The organism is Streptomyces atratus, assembly GCF_900119365.1.
Lineage (GTDB): Bacteria > Actinomycetota > Actinomycetes > Streptomycetales > Streptomycetaceae > Streptomyces > Streptomyces atratus_B.
The window spans coordinates 202,859-218,877 of the sequence record NZ_FPJO01000007.1; the positions used below are offsets into that span (position 1 = coordinate 202,859).

General features: G+C 72.1%; 17 protein-coding genes and 2 pseudogenes. 6 read left to right on the forward strand and 13 right to left on the reverse strand.

The features are described 5' to 3' along the window. Positions 1 to 20: 20 nt before the first annotated feature. Together BT364_RS15280 and BT364_RS15285 are read right to left on the reverse strand one after the other, a co-directional pair. Positions 21 to 437 (reverse strand): ribosomal maturation YjgA family protein, encoded by a 417-nt coding sequence (locus BT364_RS15280; RefSeq protein ID WP_072485691.1) that lies wholly within the window; start codon positions 435 to 437, stop codon positions 21 to 23. Next, positions 434 to 699, reverse strand: a pseudogene (locus BT364_RS15285) (MFS transporter); the annotation flags it as partial. The gene BT364_RS15280 and the pseudogene BT364_RS15285, both read right to left, overlap by 4 nt. Here BT364_RS15285 and BT364_RS41535 point away from each other — a divergent pair. Both BT364_RS41535 and BT364_RS42970 read left to right on the forward strand, forming a co-directional pair. Next, entirely contained in the window at positions 653 to 835 is a 183-nt protein-coding gene (locus BT364_RS41535) for a hypothetical protein (protein WP_177328129.1), read from the forward strand. The pseudogene BT364_RS15285 and the gene BT364_RS41535 overlap by 47 nt on opposite strands. A gap of 118 nt (positions 836 to 953) precedes the next feature. Continuing rightward, a pseudogene (locus tag BT364_RS42970) lies at positions 954 to 1,079 on the forward strand (AraC family transcriptional regulator); the annotation flags it as partial. Between the two features lie 18 nt (positions 1,080 to 1,097). Here BT364_RS42970 and BT364_RS15295 read toward each other — a convergent pair. From BT364_RS15295 to BT364_RS15305, 3 genes are read right to left on the reverse strand one after another with little or no spacing between them, the layout of a single operon-like run. After that, positions 1,098 to 2,147, reverse strand: a complete 1,050-nt coding sequence (locus BT364_RS15295) for a Zn-dependent alcohol dehydrogenase (RefSeq protein ID WP_072485693.1) — start codon at positions 2,145 to 2,147, stop codon at positions 1,098 to 1,100. Further along, complete coding sequence (locus BT364_RS15300) at positions 2,144 to 3,340, reverse strand: acyl-CoA dehydrogenase family protein (RefSeq protein ID WP_072485694.1); 1,197 nt, start codon at positions 3,338 to 3,340, stop codon at positions 2,144 to 2,146. The genes BT364_RS15295 and BT364_RS15300 overlap by 4 nt, the downstream gene beginning before the upstream one ends. Positions 3,341 to 3,377: 37 nt before the next feature. Next, positions 3,378 to 4,292, reverse strand: coding sequence for an SDR family oxidoreductase (locus tag BT364_RS15305; protein WP_072485695.1), 915 nt, complete (start codon positions 4,290 to 4,292; stop codon positions 3,378 to 3,380). 83 nt (positions 4,293 to 4,375) lie between these two features. Here BT364_RS15305 and BT364_RS15310 point away from each other — a divergent pair, with 83 nt between their 5' ends. Then, entirely contained in the window at positions 4,376 to 5,302 is a 927-nt protein-coding gene (locus tag BT364_RS15310; RefSeq protein ID WP_072485696.1) for a cyclase family protein, read from the forward strand. A 26-nt stretch (positions 5,303 to 5,328) separates the two neighbouring features. Here BT364_RS15310 and BT364_RS15315 read toward each other — a convergent pair whose 3' ends face one another. The 4 genes from BT364_RS15315 to BT364_RS15330 all read right to left on the reverse strand — a co-directional run bounded on the left by BT364_RS15315 (position 5,329) and on the right by BT364_RS15330 (position 9,687). After that, complete coding sequence (locus BT364_RS15315; protein WP_072485697.1) at positions 5,329 to 5,835, reverse strand: ATP-binding protein; 507 nt, start codon at positions 5,833 to 5,835, stop codon at positions 5,329 to 5,331. Positions 5,836 to 6,352: 517 nt separating this feature from the next. Further along, positions 6,353 to 7,306, reverse strand: coding sequence for an acyl-CoA dehydrogenase family protein (locus tag BT364_RS15320; RefSeq protein ID WP_072485698.1), 954 nt, complete (start codon positions 7,304 to 7,306; stop codon positions 6,353 to 6,355). A gap of 7 nt (positions 7,307 to 7,313) precedes the next feature. Further along, complete coding sequence (locus BT364_RS15325; RefSeq protein WP_072485699.1) at positions 7,314 to 8,474, reverse strand: acyl-CoA dehydrogenase; 1,161 nt, start codon at positions 8,472 to 8,474, stop codon at positions 7,314 to 7,316. Positions 8,475 to 8,481: 7 nt separating this feature from the next. Next, positions 8,482 to 9,687 carry an amidohydrolase family protein gene (locus tag BT364_RS15330; RefSeq protein ID WP_072485700.1) on the reverse strand — a complete coding sequence of 402 codons (1,206 nt, stop codon included), beginning with the start codon at positions 9,685 to 9,687 and terminating at the stop codon, positions 8,482 to 8,484. A gap of 144 nt (positions 9,688 to 9,831) precedes the next feature. Between BT364_RS15330 and BT364_RS15335 the strand changes: the two genes are divergently transcribed. Beyond that, positions 9,832 to 11,370 carry a class I adenylate-forming enzyme family protein gene (locus BT364_RS15335; RefSeq protein WP_072485701.1) on the forward strand — a complete coding sequence of 513 codons (1,539 nt, stop codon included), beginning with the start codon at positions 9,832 to 9,834 and terminating at the stop codon, positions 11,368 to 11,370. Between the two features lie 36 nt (positions 11,371 to 11,406). Here BT364_RS15335 and BT364_RS15340 read toward each other — a convergent pair whose 3' ends face one another. Both BT364_RS15340 and BT364_RS15345 read right to left on the reverse strand, forming a co-directional pair. Beyond that, entirely contained in the window at positions 11,407 to 11,928 is a 522-nt protein-coding gene (locus tag BT364_RS15340; protein ID WP_072485702.1) for an EF-hand domain-containing protein, read from the reverse strand. A gap of 106 nt (positions 11,929 to 12,034) precedes the next feature. Then, the gene (locus tag BT364_RS15345; protein ID WP_072485703.1) at positions 12,035 to 12,409 is read right to left on the reverse strand and encodes an STAS domain-containing protein; all 375 of its coding nucleotides are present in this window, start codon (positions 12,407 to 12,409) and stop codon (positions 12,035 to 12,037) included. 279 nt (positions 12,410 to 12,688) lie between these two features. On the opposite strand from BT364_RS15345, the gene BT364_RS15350 reads away from it, so the two are divergent. Continuing rightward, positions 12,689 to 13,264: an RNA polymerase sigma factor gene (locus BT364_RS15350; protein WP_072485704.1), complete on the forward strand. Its 576-nt coding sequence runs from the start codon at positions 12,689 to 12,691 to the stop codon at positions 13,262 to 13,264. Beyond that, positions 13,261 to 14,640: a zf-HC2 domain-containing protein gene (locus tag BT364_RS15355; protein WP_072485705.1), complete on the forward strand. Its 1,380-nt coding sequence runs from the start codon at positions 13,261 to 13,263 to the stop codon at positions 14,638 to 14,640. Before BT364_RS15350 ends, BT364_RS15355 begins: the two co-directional genes overlap by 4 nt. Positions 14,641 to 14,659: 19 nt before the next feature. On the opposite strand, the gene purU is transcribed toward BT364_RS15355, so the two are convergent. After that, the gene (gene purU, locus BT364_RS15360; protein WP_072485706.1) at positions 14,660 to 15,538 is read right to left on the reverse strand and encodes a formyltetrahydrofolate deformylase; all 879 of its coding nucleotides are present in this window, start codon (positions 15,536 to 15,538) and stop codon (positions 14,660 to 14,662) included. 28 nt (positions 15,539 to 15,566) lie between these two features. Continuing rightward, positions 15,567 to 16,013, reverse strand: a complete 447-nt coding sequence (locus BT364_RS15365) for an SCO4402 family protein (protein WP_072485707.1) — start codon at positions 16,011 to 16,013, stop codon at positions 15,567 to 15,569. Positions 16,014 to 16,019 lie beyond the last annotated feature (6 nt).

Consider the following 16,019-nt stretch of genomic DNA (forward strand, 5'->3'; position numbering starts at 1 on the left):
TCCGGCCCGGGACGCCGCCGCTACCGCGCCTTGCTGCGGTCCGAGGCGGAAGCAGCCAGGGCCGTCACCGCCCAGGCGAACCCCGCCCCCACCGCGTACCAGAGCAGATCGGGTGCGTTGAAGGTCGAGCCGAGCACCAGCCGCGCCACCGTGCTGTGCCGGGAGAGCTCCGCGGGCACCCCGGTCAGTTGCAGCAGCTCCACCGCCCAGCTGAACACCAGCCCCGTCCCTGCCGTGACGGCCGGCCGCGCGCCGGGTGCGATCACGGCGACCAGGGCGCAGATCAGTACGGTGTAGAGCGCGTCCCCGGCGTACTTGGCGAGGTCGCCGTCCATGAACGCCCTGACCGCGAGCCCGGCGAGTACGGTCGACGCCGCGGCACCGGCCGCGAACGCACGGATGCGCAGGGCCGTCCGGGCTCCCCCGTCCCCGGTCACGCGATCCGCTCCAGCCGGCTGATCGGCCGGGCCACCAGCAGCACCGCCACCACCATCAGGTTGATCACCGCTCCGGCCAGCAGCACCTCGGGCGCGCCCACCCGGTCCGCGACCGGTCCGCCGGTGCCCGGCCCGCCGCCAGCATCAGCAGCGAGCCCGCCACGTCGTACGCGTGCAGGCGGTTCAGTGCCTCGGGCGGCACATGGGTCTGGACCGTGGCCGACCACATCACCAGCCAGAACGCGAACGCCGCACCCGCCATGAAGGTTGCGGTTCCAGAGCCCGTCCGGCCGGCCGTCGCCGGGTCCGCCGTCCATTGCGCGCACATCACGGGAACCGGGCAAAAGGGGCTGCACACCATCGCGTTCGGCGGCGGGAATGCGCGGGTACCGCGCTGACTTTTCCTTCACAGGAGTGACATGTATCAGGCTTGAGGTCTATACCACTAGAGGGAAGGGAGTCCGCCAATGCCGCACCGAATCGCCGTCCTGGCCCTCAACGGGCCCGAGTCGACGGTCGATCGACCAGGTGGCGCGGGACGCGGGCTTCGGGACGCCCACGTCGCTGCGGCAGCATCTCCAGGCGGCGCTGGGGGTGTCCCCGACGGTGTACCGGCGCACCTTCCGCGCCGGGAGTACCTGAGGGGCGCCGCCCAGGAGGTCAGAACACCAGCACGCCCCGTGCCACCCGGCCGTGGTGCGCGTCGTCCGCCGCCCTGTCGAAGTCCTCCACCGGGTAGGTGGTGGTGACGAGTTCGTCCAGGAGCAGCCGGCCCTCCCGGTACAGCTCCGCGTAGAGCGCGATGTCCCGCTGCGGGCGCGAGGAGCCGTACCGGCAGCCCAGGATCGACTTGTCCAGGTACATCGACGAGACGAGGAACGAGGCCTCCGCCGTGGCGGCCGGGACGCCCAGCAGGATCGCCTGGCCGTGCCGGTCCAGCAGGTCGATCGCGGTACGGATCAGTTCCGTACGGCCCACGCACTCGAAGGCGTGGTCGGCGCCGCCCGGCAGGATCTCGCGCACGCCGTCCGCCGAGGTCAGGAAGTGCGTCGCGCCGAACTGCCGAGCCGCCGCCTCCTTCGCCGGGTTGGCGTCGACGGCAACGATCGTCAGCGCGCCCGCGATCCGGGCGCCCTGGATCACATTGAGCCCGATGCCGCCGGTGCCGATCACCACCACCGTGTCGCCCCGGTCGACCTTCGCCCGGTTGAGCACGGCGCCGACTCCCGTCAGCACCCCGCAGCCGATCAGGGCCGCGGAGGTCAGCGGGATGTCCGCCGGGATCTTCACCGCCTGCACGGCCTTGACCAGGGTCCGTTCGGCGAAGGCCGAGTTGGACGCGAACTGGTACAGCGGCTTGCCGCGCCGTGCGAACGGCTGCCCCGGCATCCCGATCGCCTTGCGGCACATGGTCGGGCGCCCCCGGTCGCACTGGGCGCAGGCCCCGCAGTTGGCCAGCGTGGACAGCGACACATGGTCGCCGGGCGCCACATGGGAGACGCCCGCGCCGACCGCCTCGACCACACCCGCGCCCTCGTGCCCGAGCACCACCGGCGCCGGGAACGGGATCGTCCCGTCGATCACCGAGAGGTCGCTGTGGCACAGCCCGGCCGCGGCCACCGCCACCAGCACCTCGCCGGGGCCCGGATCGCGTATCTCCAGATCGTCGACGACCTCGGTCCGCTTGCCGTCGAAGACGACGCCTCTCATCTCGGCTCCCTCGGTAGGCCGAGCACCCGCTCGGCGATGATGTTCCGCTGGATCTCGTCCGAGCCGCCGTAGATGGTGTCGGACCGGGTGAACAGGAACAGGCGCTGTGCCTCGTCGAGTCCGTACGGTTCCTTCGCCGACCAGTCGTCCGGGCCGACGGCCGCCGCCGCGCCCCTGACCTGCACGGCCAGCTCGCCCAGGCGCTTGTGCCAGCCGCCCCAGAGCAGCTTCGCCACACTGGGCGCGCCGGGGTCGCCGGTGGAGCCGAGGGTGCGCAGGGCGTTCCAGCGCATGGTCCGCAGCCGGGCCCACTGCTGTACGAGGCGTTCGCGCAGGACCGGGTCGGTGACGGCGCCGCTGTCCATGGCCGCGCGGACCACCCGGTCCAGTTCGGCGGCGAAGCCGATCTGCTGGACGAGCGTGGAGACGCCGCGCTCCAGGGCCAGCAGCCCCATGGCGACGGTCCAGCCGTTGCCCTCGCCGCCGACGCACTCCTCGGCGTGCGCCCCGTCGAAGAAGACCTCGTTGAACTCGCTGGTCCCCGACATCTGGCGGATCGGCCGCACCTCGATCCTGCCGGGCTGGTCCATCGGCACGAGCAGGAACGACAGGCCGTGGTGGCGGCGGGAGCCGGGCTCCGTACGGGCCAGCACGAAGCACCAGTCGGCCTCCTTCGCGAGCGACGTCCAGATCTTCTGCCCGGTCACGCGGTGGCCGCCGCGGCTCCGGTCGGGCACCGCGGCCGTACGGACCGCGGCGAGGTCCGATCCGGCGTCCGGCTCGCTGTACCCCTGGCACCAGAGCGCGTCGCCGCGTGCCACGGCGGGCAGGAAGCGGCGCTGCTGTTCCTCGCTGCCGTAGGCGATCAGGGTCGGGGCGAGGAGGTTCTCGCCGATGTGGCCGACCCGGGCGGGTGCGGCGGCGCGGGCGTACTCCTCGGCCCAGACGACCTGCTGGGTGAGGCTCGCGCGGCGGTTGCCGTGGCCGGCGGCGCGGTTCTCCCAGCCGAGGCCGATCCAGCCGTCGCGGCCCAGTTCGCGCTCCCAGGCGCGGCGGACCGCGAAGCCCTCGTGCTCGCTGCCGGGACCGCCGGTGCCGGCCGCCGCCGCGTACGCGCCGACGAGGTGCGCTTCCAGCCAGGCACGGGCCTCCTCGCGGAAGGCGGTGTCGTCGGGGCCGAAGCTGAAGTCCACGGTGCCTCCTGACTGTTGACGCTCGCCGTCCATGGCCTCACGCGTTGGGCCGGGCCTTCGCCGCGGCCGCCGCAGCCATCTCCTCCAGTCGCGCCAGCATCGGCATCGGGTCGGTGCCCACCGTCCCCGGCAGGAAGTCCGCGATCCGTTCCGGGGTCCACGCCCCCTCCACGTATCCGGCCCGCAGCTCCCTCGGCTGGGCCCAGACCGCGATCTTCGGTCCCGCGACCGTGTACACCTGGCCGGTGATCTTCTCCTGCCGGGCCCGGTCGCTGAGCAGGTAGACGACGAGCGCCGCCACGTCCTCCGGCTCGCCGATCTCCTTGAGTTCCATGGGAACGTTGGCGGACATCCGGGTACGGGCGACCGGGGCGACGGCGTTGGCCGTGACGCCGTACTTGTGCAGGCCGAGCGCCGCGCTCCGCACCAACGAGATGATCCCGCCCTTCGCGGCGCTGTAGTTGGCCTGGGCGACGCTGCCCTGGTGGTTTCCGCTGGTGAAACCGATCAGGGTGCCGCCGCCGTCCTGCTTGCGCATTACCGCCGACGCGGCCCGGAAGACGGTGAAGGTGCCCTTGAGGTGGGTGGCGACCACCGGGTCCCACTCCTCCTCGGACATGTTGAACAGCATCCGTTCCCGCAGGATCCCGGCCACGCAGACGACTCCGTCGATCCGCCCGAACCGTGCGAGCGCCGTGTCCACGATCCGCTGTCCGCCCGCCATCGTGGAGATGTCGTCGGCGACCGCCACCGCCTCGCCGCCCGCCGCCTCGATCTCCTTGACGACCGACTCGGCGACCTCGCTGCTCGGCTCGCCGCCCTCGATGGAGACGCCGTAGTCGTTGACGACGACCCGCGCCCCCTCGGCCGCCGCCGCGAGCGCGACCGCCCGCCCGATGCCGCGTCCGGCACCCGTCACGGCCACCACCTTGCCTGCCAAGAAGTTCCCCATGCCCGGCCCCTTCCCGCGATTTCTGACGGACCGTTAGATTTTATGGGCCATCAGGTCCACGAGCACAAGCCCCAGGAGGCGCCATGTCACTGCCGGCCGAGTTCCACGACATCGCGAAGCGGGTCAACAACTGGGGCCGCTGGGGCGCCGACGACGAGATCGGGACGCTCAACCTGATCACCGACGCCGTGGTGCGCGAGGCCGCCGCCACCGTCCGCAGCGGTCTGCGGATACCGCTCGCGCTCCCCCTCCAGCAGGACGGCGTACAGAGCGGGCTGATCCCCGGGCGGATCAATCCGCTGCACACCATGGTCCAGATCAACCAGGAGCTCTTCGGCCCCGGCACCGTCGCCACCAGCGACGACACCGCGGTCCTGAGCCTGCAGACGGCCACCCACTGGGACGCCCTCACCCACGCCTCGCACTCCGGGAGGATCTACAACGGCCGCCCGGCCGCGACGATCACCGCACACGGCGGCGCGGAGTTCAGCGGGATCGACAAGGCGCCGCACATCGTCTCGCGCGGGGTGCTGCTCGACGTGGCGCGCGCCCTGGGCACGGACCGGCTGCCCGGCGACCACGCCGTCACCCCCGAGGACCTGGAGGCGGCCGAGGAGCTGGCGGGGGTACGCGTCCGGTCCGGCGACATCGTGCTCGTACGGACCGGGCAGGTGCAGGTGTTCCTGGCAGGCGACAAGCACGCGTACGGCTATCCCTCGCCCGGCCTCTCGGTCCGGACACCCGAGTGGTTCCGCGCCCGCGATGCGGCGGCGGTCGCCAACGACACCCTGACCTTCGAGATCTTCCCGCCGGAGATCGACGATCTGTGGCTGGGGGTGCACGCGCTGGACCTGGTCGAGATGGGCATGCTCCAGGGCCAGAACTGGAACCTGGAGGCGCTGTCCACAGCCTGTGCGCAGGAGCGGCGGTACGCCTTCCTGCTCTCCGCGATGCCGGAACCGTTCGTCGGCGCGACCGGCACTCCGGTGGCGCCGGTCGCGATCCTCTGATCCGCCCGGAGCAACTGCTTTAACCTTTATGCAAGATGCGTCACGGCGTGCGAAACCTTGCGCACATCGCGGTCCGCGTCACCCGCGCCCTGCGCACCGGGGTGCGACGGCAGCTGGATCAGCGGCGCGGCCCGGTCGACCTCGCACCAGATGCGCTTGCCCGCGCCCTCCGGCTGCCAGCCCCAGCGGTCGGCGAGGCCGTCGACCAGCTCCAGGCCCCGGCCGTTGGTGTCCTCGCCCGCAGCGTGGCGCTGCTGCGGCGGGCGGCAGCTGGCGTCGGCCACCTCGACCCGGACGGTCCCGGCCGCACCGGCCGCGCCGGTCGGGCCGAACAGCATGCGCAGCACGGCCGGACAGCCGGTGTGCACCACCGCGTTGGTGACCAGCTCCGAGATCAGCAGGATGAGCGTCTCGGCCAGCGGCTCGTCGTCCCTTATCCCGGACCCGACCAGTCTCGACCGGGCCCATCTACGGGCCCGCCCGACCTCCGCGGGATCCGGCCCGACCTCCAGCTGAACCTGAAGCACCTGCACCGCTCACACCATCCGAACCGGCGGACACATCGCCTCGCGCCTCCTCGGGGTCACGGAACGTGACTCCCCTGCGAGACAGCATGGTTGACGTACAGTCACCGCAACAAGCGCTTCGGGCATATTCCAGCGCGAAGGAGTACGCGTGGTGCATACTGTGCGACGCACGTTGCGGGGAGTCGAACAGAGGCGCGTCAAGGCCGCGAGAGCCGCCTCCCGGGCACGCCCGGCGCTTCTGCCCGGAAAGCGAGCAGGGCACCTCTCCCGGACCGGAGTCGCCGCACGGGCAACACCCGGATCGCCCGGTTCCAGTTCCTGTCGCATCCAACGGAGGGTACCCGAGCCCGGGGCCGACTCCACCCCGTGACGGAGTACGTGAAGGGCGCGGGACGGTGCCCGCGCCTGCCGACTGCACTGCGTAACTCCGCAGCGTGAGACTCATACCGCTGCCTGTCACATGCGTACGTCAGGCCTTGACCCGTTTCCGGACGCCGGAAGCCTGCACGGAACCCGTCCGGCTTCAGCACAGGTCCCCCGCAAGCACCTCCTCGGCCGTCGCCGCCGTCAGCCACTGCCCGGACCGCAGCCAGGCCCGTTTGAGGTGCAGATGGACGTCCGACTCCCAGGTGAAGCCCATGCCGCCGTGCACCTGGAGGCAGTCCCGCGCGTTGCGGACCGCCGCGTCGTCGGCGAGCAGTTTGGCGCCCGCGATCTCGACGGGGTCCGCGGTCACGGCCGCCGCGTACACGGCGCTGCGGGCCAGTTCGGCGCGGACCAGCATTCCGGCGCACAGGTGCTTGACCGCCTGGAAGGAGCCGATGGGCGCACCGAACTGTTCGCGCGTACCGGCGTGTTGGACCGCCATCTCGGTCGTCCGGGCGGCGCTGCCGAGCTGTTCGGCGGCGGCGAGCAGGGCGCCCTCCTCGCGCAGCCGCCCGCCCCCGGGCAGCGGCTCGCCCGCCGCCACCGGGTCCGTGACCCGCCACAGGGGCGTGAACGGGTCGGCCGACCGTACGGGGCCGGCCGCGTCCCGTACCGGTGCGGCGTCCCGCAGCGTGCCGCCCGTGGCCCGCGGCGCGTGCCCCGGGGCGAGAACGAGCAGCGCGTCCGCCTCCCCCAGGTGTGCCACCGGCTGCCCCGCGTCGAGCACGGCGACCACCGCCTCGCCGCGCGCCGCGCCCTTCACCGAACCGGCGGCGAGATGGGTGGCGATCAGCGGCCCCGGCAGCAGCGAGCGCCCCGCCTCCTCGAAGAGCAGGACCGCTTCGGGCAGCCCGAGACCGACGCCGCCCTCCGCCTCCGGCAGCCGCAGCGCGAAGAACCCGGCTTCGCCGAGCTCCCGCCACAGCGCCCGGTCGGTGCCGGTGCCGGCGTCGAGCGCGGCCCGCATCCGGTCCCTGCCGAAGCGCCCGGCGAGGAGTTCCCGCACCCCCGCCCGCAGGGCCCGCTGGTCGTCCGAGAGCTGGAAGTCCATGAGTGCGTCAGCGCCCCTTCGGCAGGCCGAGTATGCGTTCGGCGACGATGTTCCGCTGGATCTGCGAGGTGCCCGCGGCGATGGTGTACGAGAGCGAGGAGAGCCGGTCCAGGACCCACTCCCGGTCCAGGTCCGCGCCGTCCGCGCCGAGCACCTCGGCGGCCGCCTCGTACAGCTCCTGGCGGGCGTGCGAGTAGCGCAGCTTGAAGACCGAGCCGCCGGTCCCGGGCACGCCGCCGCCCCCGGCCCGCTGCGCCTCGCTGACGTTCCACTGGGTGAGCCGCCACAGCGCCCGGAACTCGGCGTTCAGCCTGCCCAGCCGGCGGCGCAGGACCGGGTCGTCCCAGCGTCCGGTGCGCCGGGCCTCGGCCGCCAGTGCCGCCAGGGTGCGGCGGCAGGCGACGACCTCGCCGACGAAGGCCGTGCCGCGCTCGAAGGAGAGGGTGACCATGGTGACCCGCCAGCCGTCGTTCTCCGCGCCGACGCGGTGGGAGACCGGCACCCGCACCTCGTCGAGGAACATCTCGGCGAACTCGGTGGACCCGGCGAGGGTGCGCAGCGGGCGGACGGTGACCCCGGGGGCGTCCATCTCCATCGCGAGCCAGCTGATCCCGCGGTGCCTGGGCGCCGCCGGGTCCGTACGCACCAGCAGCTCGCACCAGTCGGCGACCTCGGCGTGCGAGGTCCAGATCTTGCTGCCGCTCACCACGTAGTGGTCGCCGTCGCGCACCGCCCTGGTCCGCAGCGCGGCGAGGTCCGACCCGGCCTCGGGCTCGCTGAACCCCTGGCACCAGATCTCGTCGCCGCGCAGCACCGGCGGCAGCCAGCGGGCCCGCTGCTCCGCGGTGCCCTCGGCGGCGATCGTCGGGCCGGCGTGCAGCAGCCCGACGAAGTTCGCGCCGACGTACGGGGCCCCGGCCCGCTCCGTCTCCTCCAGGAAGATCAGGTGCTGGGTCGGGGTCGCGCCCCGGCCGCCCGCGTCGACGGGCCAGTGCAGGCCCGCGTAGCCCGCGTCGTACAGCATCCGCTGCCAGGCCGTGTCGTACGCGCGGCGCCCCGGCCAGTCGTCGGGGCCGGGCTTCGCCGGCAGCTCGGGGAGCACGGCGGCCAGCCACTCGCGCAGCCGCGCCCGGAACTCCTGTTCCTCCTCCGTGTACGCGAGGTCCATCGCGGGCCTACTTCTCCCGGTCCAGGTCCAGGTCCAGACCGAGCATCCGGATCGCGTTTCCGCGCATCAGTTTGTAGACGGTCTCGTCGTCCAGCCCCTTGACGTGGTCGAGGGCGACCTCCTTGGTGTGCGGGAAGGTCGAGTCGACGTGCGGGTAGTCGGTCTCGAAGGTGGCGTTGTCCCGTCCGACGACGTCGAGCGAGGCGACGCCGTGCTTGTCGCGGAAGAAGCAGCAGAACATCTGCCGGTAGTAGTACGTGGACGGCGGCTCGGGGATCAGGCCGCGCACCCCGCCCCAGGCCCGGTGCTCCTCCCAGACGTCGTCGGCGCGCTCCAGTGCGTACGGGATCCAGCCCATCTGGCCCTCGCTGTAGGCGAGTTTCAACCGGGGGTACTTCACCAGGACCCCGCTGAACAGGAAGTCCATCATCGAGGCCATGGCGTTGTTGAAGGAGAGGCTGGCCTGCACGGCGGGCGGGGCGTCCGGCGAGGCGGCGGGCATCTGGGAGCTGGACCCGATGTGCATGTTGACGACCGTGCCGGTCTCCTGGCAGACGGCGAAGAACGGGTCCCAGTAGCCGGTGTGGATCGACGGCAGTCCGAGGTGGGTGGGGATCTCCGAGAAGGTGACCGCCCGCACCCCGCGCGCCGCGTTCCGCCTGATCTCGGCGACGGCCAGGTCGATGTCCCAGAGCGGGATGATGCAGAGCGGGATGAGCCGGCCGCCGCTGTCGCCGCACCACTCCTCCACCATCCAGTCGTTGTAGGCGCGCACGCAGGCGAGCGCGACCTCCTTGTCGTGGGCCTCGGCGAAGGTCTGGCCGCAGAAGCGCGGGAAGGTGGGGAAGCAGAGGCTCGCCTCGACGTGGTTGAGGTCCATGTCCTTGAGCCGCTCGGCCGGGTCCCAGCAGCCGGGCCGCATCTCCGCCCGGGTGATCCCCTCCAGCGTCATGTCGTCGCGGTCGAAGCCGACGGCCGCGATGTTGCGCTTGTACGGGAACTTCAGGTCCTCGTAGATCCACCAGTCGGTGGGCGGGCCGTCCGGGTCCATCGTGATGACGTACTTGCCACCCGTGTACGCCAGCTCGCCGATGCCCGCGGTGAGCGGCTGCGGGCCGCGCTCGCGGTACTTGGCGGGCAACCAGGTCGAGAAGAGGTGCGGCGGCTCGATCACATGGTCGTCGACGCTGACGATCCGAGGCAGTTCCGTCATGGTGTCCCCTTCGGCGCACGCTTTTCTGATGACCCGTCAGATTGACGTCGCCCTCAGGCTAGCTCCGCACCCCTGGACCGACAAGGCGCAGCGCTCTACGCTCTCCGCACTATCTGACTGTCCGTCAGCTGTGAGGGGTTCGCCGTGACCGAAACCGCGCACGCCCTGGGTGCATCGGGCACCTTCTGGGAACTCGTCGAACGCCGGGCCGCCCTGACCCCGGACCGCCCGTTCCTGATCCAGGACGACCGCACCCTGACTTTCGGCGAGCTGCGCACCCGCGGCGAGCGGGTCGCGGCCGGGCTGTGGGAGATGGGCGTGCGTCCCGGCGGCGTCGTCGCCTGGCAGCTGCCGACCCGGATCGAGACGGTGCTGCTGTCGTTCGCGCTGACCCGGATCGGGGCGGTGCAGTCACCGGTCATCCCTTTCTACCGGGACCGCGAGGTGGGGTTCGCTCTGCGCGAGTCGAAGGCGGAGTTCTTCGCCGTACCGGGCACCTGGCGCGGCTTCGACCACACCGCGATGGCCGGACGGCTGGCGACGGACCGGCCGCCGGTGGTGTTCGAGGCGTACGCCACGCTGCCGGACGGCGATCCCTCGGTGCTCCCGCCGCCGCCCGCCGACGGCACGGCGGTGCGCTGGATCTACTGGACCTCGGGCACCACCTCCGACCCGAAGGGGGTCCTCCACACCGACCGCAGCCTGATCGCGGGCGGCTCCTGTCTGGCCCACGCGCTGCATCTGTCGGCCGACGACATCGGCTCGATGGCCTTCCCCTTCGCCCATGTCGCCGGGCCCGACTACTCGGTGATGCTGCTCCTGTACGGCTTCCCGGCGGTCCTCTTCGAACACTTCGCGATGCCGAACGCGCTGGAGGGCTACCGTCGGCACGGGGTGACGGTCGCGGGCGGTTCCACGGCGTTCTACTCGATGTTCCTGACCGAGCAGCGCAAGACCCCGGACCGCAGGCTGATCCCCACCCTGCGGCTGCTGGCGGGCGGCGGGGCACCGAAGCCGCCGGAGATCTACCACGCGGCGGTACGGGAGCTGGGCGTCCAGCTCACCCACGGGTACGGGATGACCGAGGTCCCCATGATCACGATGGGCGCCCCCGACGACACGGTGGAACACCTCGCCGAGACGGAGGGGCGGCCGCCCGCGGGCATGGAGATCCGGATCACCGACGAGGACGGCAAGCCACTGCCCTGCGGCACGGACGGCGAGGTGCGGCTGCGCGGGGAGGCCGTCTGCTCGGGCTATCTGGACCCGGCGGCGTCCGCGGCGGCGTTCGACGCGGAGGGCTTCCTGATCACCGGCGATGTCGGCCATGTCAGGGAGAGCGGGCATCTGGTGCTCACCGGGCGGCTGAAGGACATCATCATCCGCAAGGGCGAGAACATCTCCGCCAAGGAGATAGAGGACCTGCTGCACCGGCACCCGGATGTCGGGGACGCGGCGGTGATCGGGCTCCCGGACCCGGAGCGGGGCGAGCTGGTCTGCGCGGTCGTGGAGCAGCCGGCGGGCGCCGCGCCGCTGACGCTGGCTCAGGTCACGGGGTATCTGCGGGCCGAGGGGCTCTCCGTGCACAAGCTGCCGGAGCGGCTGGAGGTGGTGGCGGCGCTGCCGCGCAACGAGACCCTGCGCAAGGTGCTGAAGTACCGGCTGCGGGAGCAGTTCGCCTGACGGGAGGGGCGGGGCGGCGCCCCGCCCCGCCCGGCCCTACGCGTCCGGGGCGAACACCGTGAAGTAGTCGGCGAACGCCGACACCGCCTGGTCCTCGGTGATTCTGCCGTCCCGGTCCGTGTCCAGGCTCAGCGCCGCGAGCTCCGCCGTCCCGGCGTCGGCACCCAGTACCCGCAGCGCCCGCTCCATGGCGGGTACGGAGGCGGCGCCCCGGTCGTCCCGGTCCGCCACGGCGATCGCCGCGCGCAGGAAGGGGCGGGCGATCTCCGCGAAGCGCTCCGGGTTGTCGCGCAGCCGTTTCACGGCCCCGCCCACGAACTCCTCACGGGTGACGCGCTGGTCCCCGTCGACATCGGCGATGCCCGCCATGCCCTGCCAGAACGCCTCGGCCCCGGTGTAGAGCGCCTGGCCCTTGTCGCAGCGCGCCGTCGTACCGAATTCGGCGAGCAGACGGGCGGCGGCGGCATTGAAATCCGCGCGATCGATGTATCCGTTGCCGTCCTGGTCGAAGGCGGCGAAGCGGAAGGCGATCTTGCGCTCATATTCTGCGCTGTCCATGCGGGGAGCGTACGACGCCGGAAGGCGTCACGTGTCACTTACGCGCTCCACCGGTGCTACAAGCCGGTCATCGAGACCGGTCCGGTCCGCCGCGACCGGGGCGGTCTCACGCGGAGAGCGGCCGGGACCGCTCGTCGACGGCCGCGTACCGGTCGGGGTAGACCTCGAAGAGACGGCGTACGCCGAGGGCGGCGAGCACCCGGTTGACGTGGGAGCCCTCCTCCGCGCCCCGGGCCGGCAGGATCAGCCGCAGCCGGCCCCCGCAGGAGCGCATCAGCCGGCGGGCGGCGATCAGCACGCCGACGCCGCTGGAATCGCAGAACAGCACCTCGGACAGGTCGAGCACCACGTCGTGGCGGCCGTCGGCGACCGCGTCGTGGACGGACTGGCGCACGGCGGGCGACGTCACCAGATCCAGTTCGCCGCGTATGCGCAGTACGGTCCATCCGCCCTGCGCGCTCTCGGTCACCCTCAATGTCACGCGACCGGCCCTCTCGTTCCGGGGATTCCGACGATCCGGAAGTTTCCGTTCCTTCTCGCGGCTGCCCCAGCCGCACCCCTATGAAACACCGAGCGACCTGTCAGGACACAGCCGGATTCAGGCAGAAATGATCACTTCGACTCGGATTCCGTCGGTGCTCCAGGATGCATTCCCTACCATCCCGGGCCTCTTCGCGGGCGTACTTGCCACAAAGGGACGTGCATCTCCGGCGCCGCCGACTACATTCGGTGTGACGAGGGGAACAGGGCTGGGGGTCGCATGACTGGAAACGCACCACCCCGCTGGGACCGCAAGATGCAGCAGCGGCTGGCACGCGGTGAGGCGGCTGCTCTCGGCGAGCTCTACGACCGGTTCGCCTCGCTCGTGCACAGCCAGGCCCACCGGATGCTCGACGACGAGACCGCCGCCGACCTGGTGACCCGCGAGGTCTTCGGCTACGTGTGGGAGAACCCCGACGCCTACGACCCCAAGCAGGGCTCGATGCGTTCCTGGGTGGCCCGGCTCACGCACCGCCAGTCCGTGCGACGGCTGCGCGAGGAGGACGGCCTGCGCGACGACGCGGACGAGGGCGGCATCGGGCTGGAGGAGCGGGTGCACCGGGCCACGGCCGCGGCGCGGGCCGACTACATCGTCGCGTCCATGCCGGCCCCGCTGCGGGCCGCGCTGGAGCTCGCGTACGTCCAGCGCCGGGACTACCGGCAGACCGCGGCCGACCTCGGGGTCACCGAGGACGAGGCCCGCCGCCGGCTCCGGCTCGGGCTGCAGCTGCTCTCCACCGCACACACCCGCCCGCTCGAAGGGACCTCGCCGCCCGGATACGGACGGCCCCTGTGACCGGCGACGACAACGCGAACGGACGCGAGGACGGCGGACGCGACGACGAGGTGCGGGGCGCGCGGCGCATACCGGGACCACGGTCCGCCGCGGACGACCTCGATCTCTCCGCCCTACCGCTGCCGCCGCCCGTACCCGCGACCCCGCCCGAGGAGCCGCGGCCGGGCCCGCAGCCGACGACACCGGAGCCGGAAACCGCCGTGGCACCACCGGCCCCGTCCGGCCCACCCGGCCCGACGGCCCCGCCCGGCCCGCCGGTGCTGGGGCACCGCGTCCTGAAGGCGCTGCTCGGCGCGTGGGCCCTGGCGGCCTGCTCGGCGGAGGAGACCGAGGCCGTCGAGGCGCATCTGACCGAGTGCGCCGCCTGCGCGGACGAGGCCCTGCGGCTGCGCGACGCGGTCGGGCTGCTGCACACCGACCGCAGCCTGGACCTCGACCCGACGCTGCGCACCCGGGTGATCGACGCCTGTCTGAACCGCCGCCCGGCCGATATCCCGGTGCCGGACTGGGCCTCGCCGTACGACGCGGAGACCGCGCGGCTCGACGCGCTGCTCCGTGACATCGGCGACTCGGAGTGGCACGCCCCGGTCCGGCTGAAGTGGTTCGAGAGCGAGCAGGAGACCACCCGCAAGACCACGGTCGCGGGTGTCATCGGCCATCTCATGACCGTCGACGGACTGGTCGGCACCGCCCTCGGCCTCGACGTGGCACTCGGCGACGGCACCCGCGGCCCGGGCGCCGACTGGCCGCTCTCGCCCACCGCCCGCACCGAGAAGTACTGGTCGGCCGTCCGGCGCCCGCCCACCCGGCGGATCCACGAACCGTGGCGCGAGCAGAGCCACGCCCTCATCCGCACGGTGTCCTTCGCCGGCCGCGGGGTCTGCGAGCTCTCCGTCTCGTACGGGGACTTCGCCCTGCCGATGCACGACTCCCTGCTGGACCGGGCCTTCGAGTGCTGGGTGCACGGCGGCGACATCGCGAACGCGGTGGACTATCCGTACGCGGCGCCGTCCGCCGCCCACCTCAACCGGATGATCGACCTGGCCGCCCGGCTGCTGCCCGCCGCACTCGCCGAGCGCCGCAGGACCGGTCTCGCCGGGCCGGCCCGCCATCTGGTGACGCCCGGTTCACCGGGCCGTTCGCTGCATCTGGAGGTCGAGGGCTCGGGCGGCGGCGACTGGTACATCCCGCTGGACTCCCCGGCCGCGCTCGGCTCCCCCGCGCACACCGTGGCGCAGGTCGCGCTCGACGGCGTGGAGTTCTGCCAGCTGGTGGCCGGGCATGTGCCACCGGTGGAGGCGGCGGCCGGTCAGGAGGGCGACCGCGAGGCGATCCGCGACGTGCTCTTCGCGGCGGCCTCGCTGAGCCGTCTGTAGGACCTCCGCCGGACAGGCCCTACGCGAAGACCACCGTACGGCGGCCGTTGAGCAGGATGCGGCGCTCGGCGTGCCACTTCACGGCCCGCGCCAGCGCCTGGCACTCCACGTCGCGCCCGATGGCGACCAGCTGGTCCGGCGTGACGCCGTGGCCCACGCGCTCGACCTCCTGCTCGATGATCGGCCCCTCGTCGAGGTCCGCGGTCACATAGTGCGCCGTCGCCCCGATCAGCTTCACACCGCGGGCGTGCGCCTGGTGGTACGGCTTGGCGCCCTTGAAACTCGGCAGGAAGGAGTGGTGGATGTTGATGATCCGGCCGCTCAGCTGCTTGCAGAAGTCGTCCGAGAGGACCTGCATGTAGCGGGCGAGGACGACCAGCTCGACGTTCTCCTCACGGACCAGCTCCAGCAGCTCGGCCTCCGCGGCGGCCTTGGTCTCCTTGGTCACCGGGATGTGCCGGAAGGGAATGCCGTACGAGGTGACGAGCTCGGCGAAGTCCGTGTGGTTGGAGACGACGGCGGCGATCTCGACCGGCAGCGCCCCGATCCGGGAGCGGAACAGCAGGTCGTTGAGGCAGTGCCCGAACCTGCTGACCATCAGCACGATCCGCATCCGGTCCGAGGAACGGTGGATCTGCCAGTCCATCCGGAAGGAGTCGCCGACCGCGGCGAAACTGGCCCGCAGCTTCTCCAGCGTCACCGGGGCGTCCGCCGAGAAGTGCACCCGCATGAAGAACAGACCCGTGTCGTGGTCGCCGAACTGCTGGCTGTCCTCGATGTTGCAGCCGGTCATGAAGAGATAGCTCGACACGGCGTGCACGATGCCCTGTTTGTCGGGGCAGGAGAGCGTGAGGACGTACTGCTCGGGAGCGGTCTCAGCAGGCTGCGGCGCGGTCATCCCCGTAGCGTGCCACACCCGGCCGCACTCAGGCCGACCTGGTCAGAATGCGGAGCACGTCGAGGGAGCGCGGCGGCGTGTCGGGGTCCTCGCCGTCGTTTCCGGCGAGCAGTACATGGGCCTCGCGGGCGGCCCGTACGGCCTCCTGCCAGCCCTGGTGCTCCAGATACGCCGAGACGGGGGCGTCCGCGCCGACCTGGTGCATGATGCGCAGCACCCGGAGCACCGCGACGTCCACGAGGGCTGCCTCGCCGGCGTCGCGGAAGATCGTCCCTATGTATTTCTCGGCGGACCAGTTGTCCAGCCAGGTGTCCTCGACCAGGCGGTACACGGCGTCGGTGACGTCTCCGTACCCCTCCCGGCCGGCCAGCCAGCACTCGTGGTGGAAGACGGGGTCGGAGAGCATGTGCAGCGCCGAGCGCACGTTGCTGCGCCAGCGCCACCAAGGCATGTCATTCAGCGGCATGCCGCCCATGGTGGA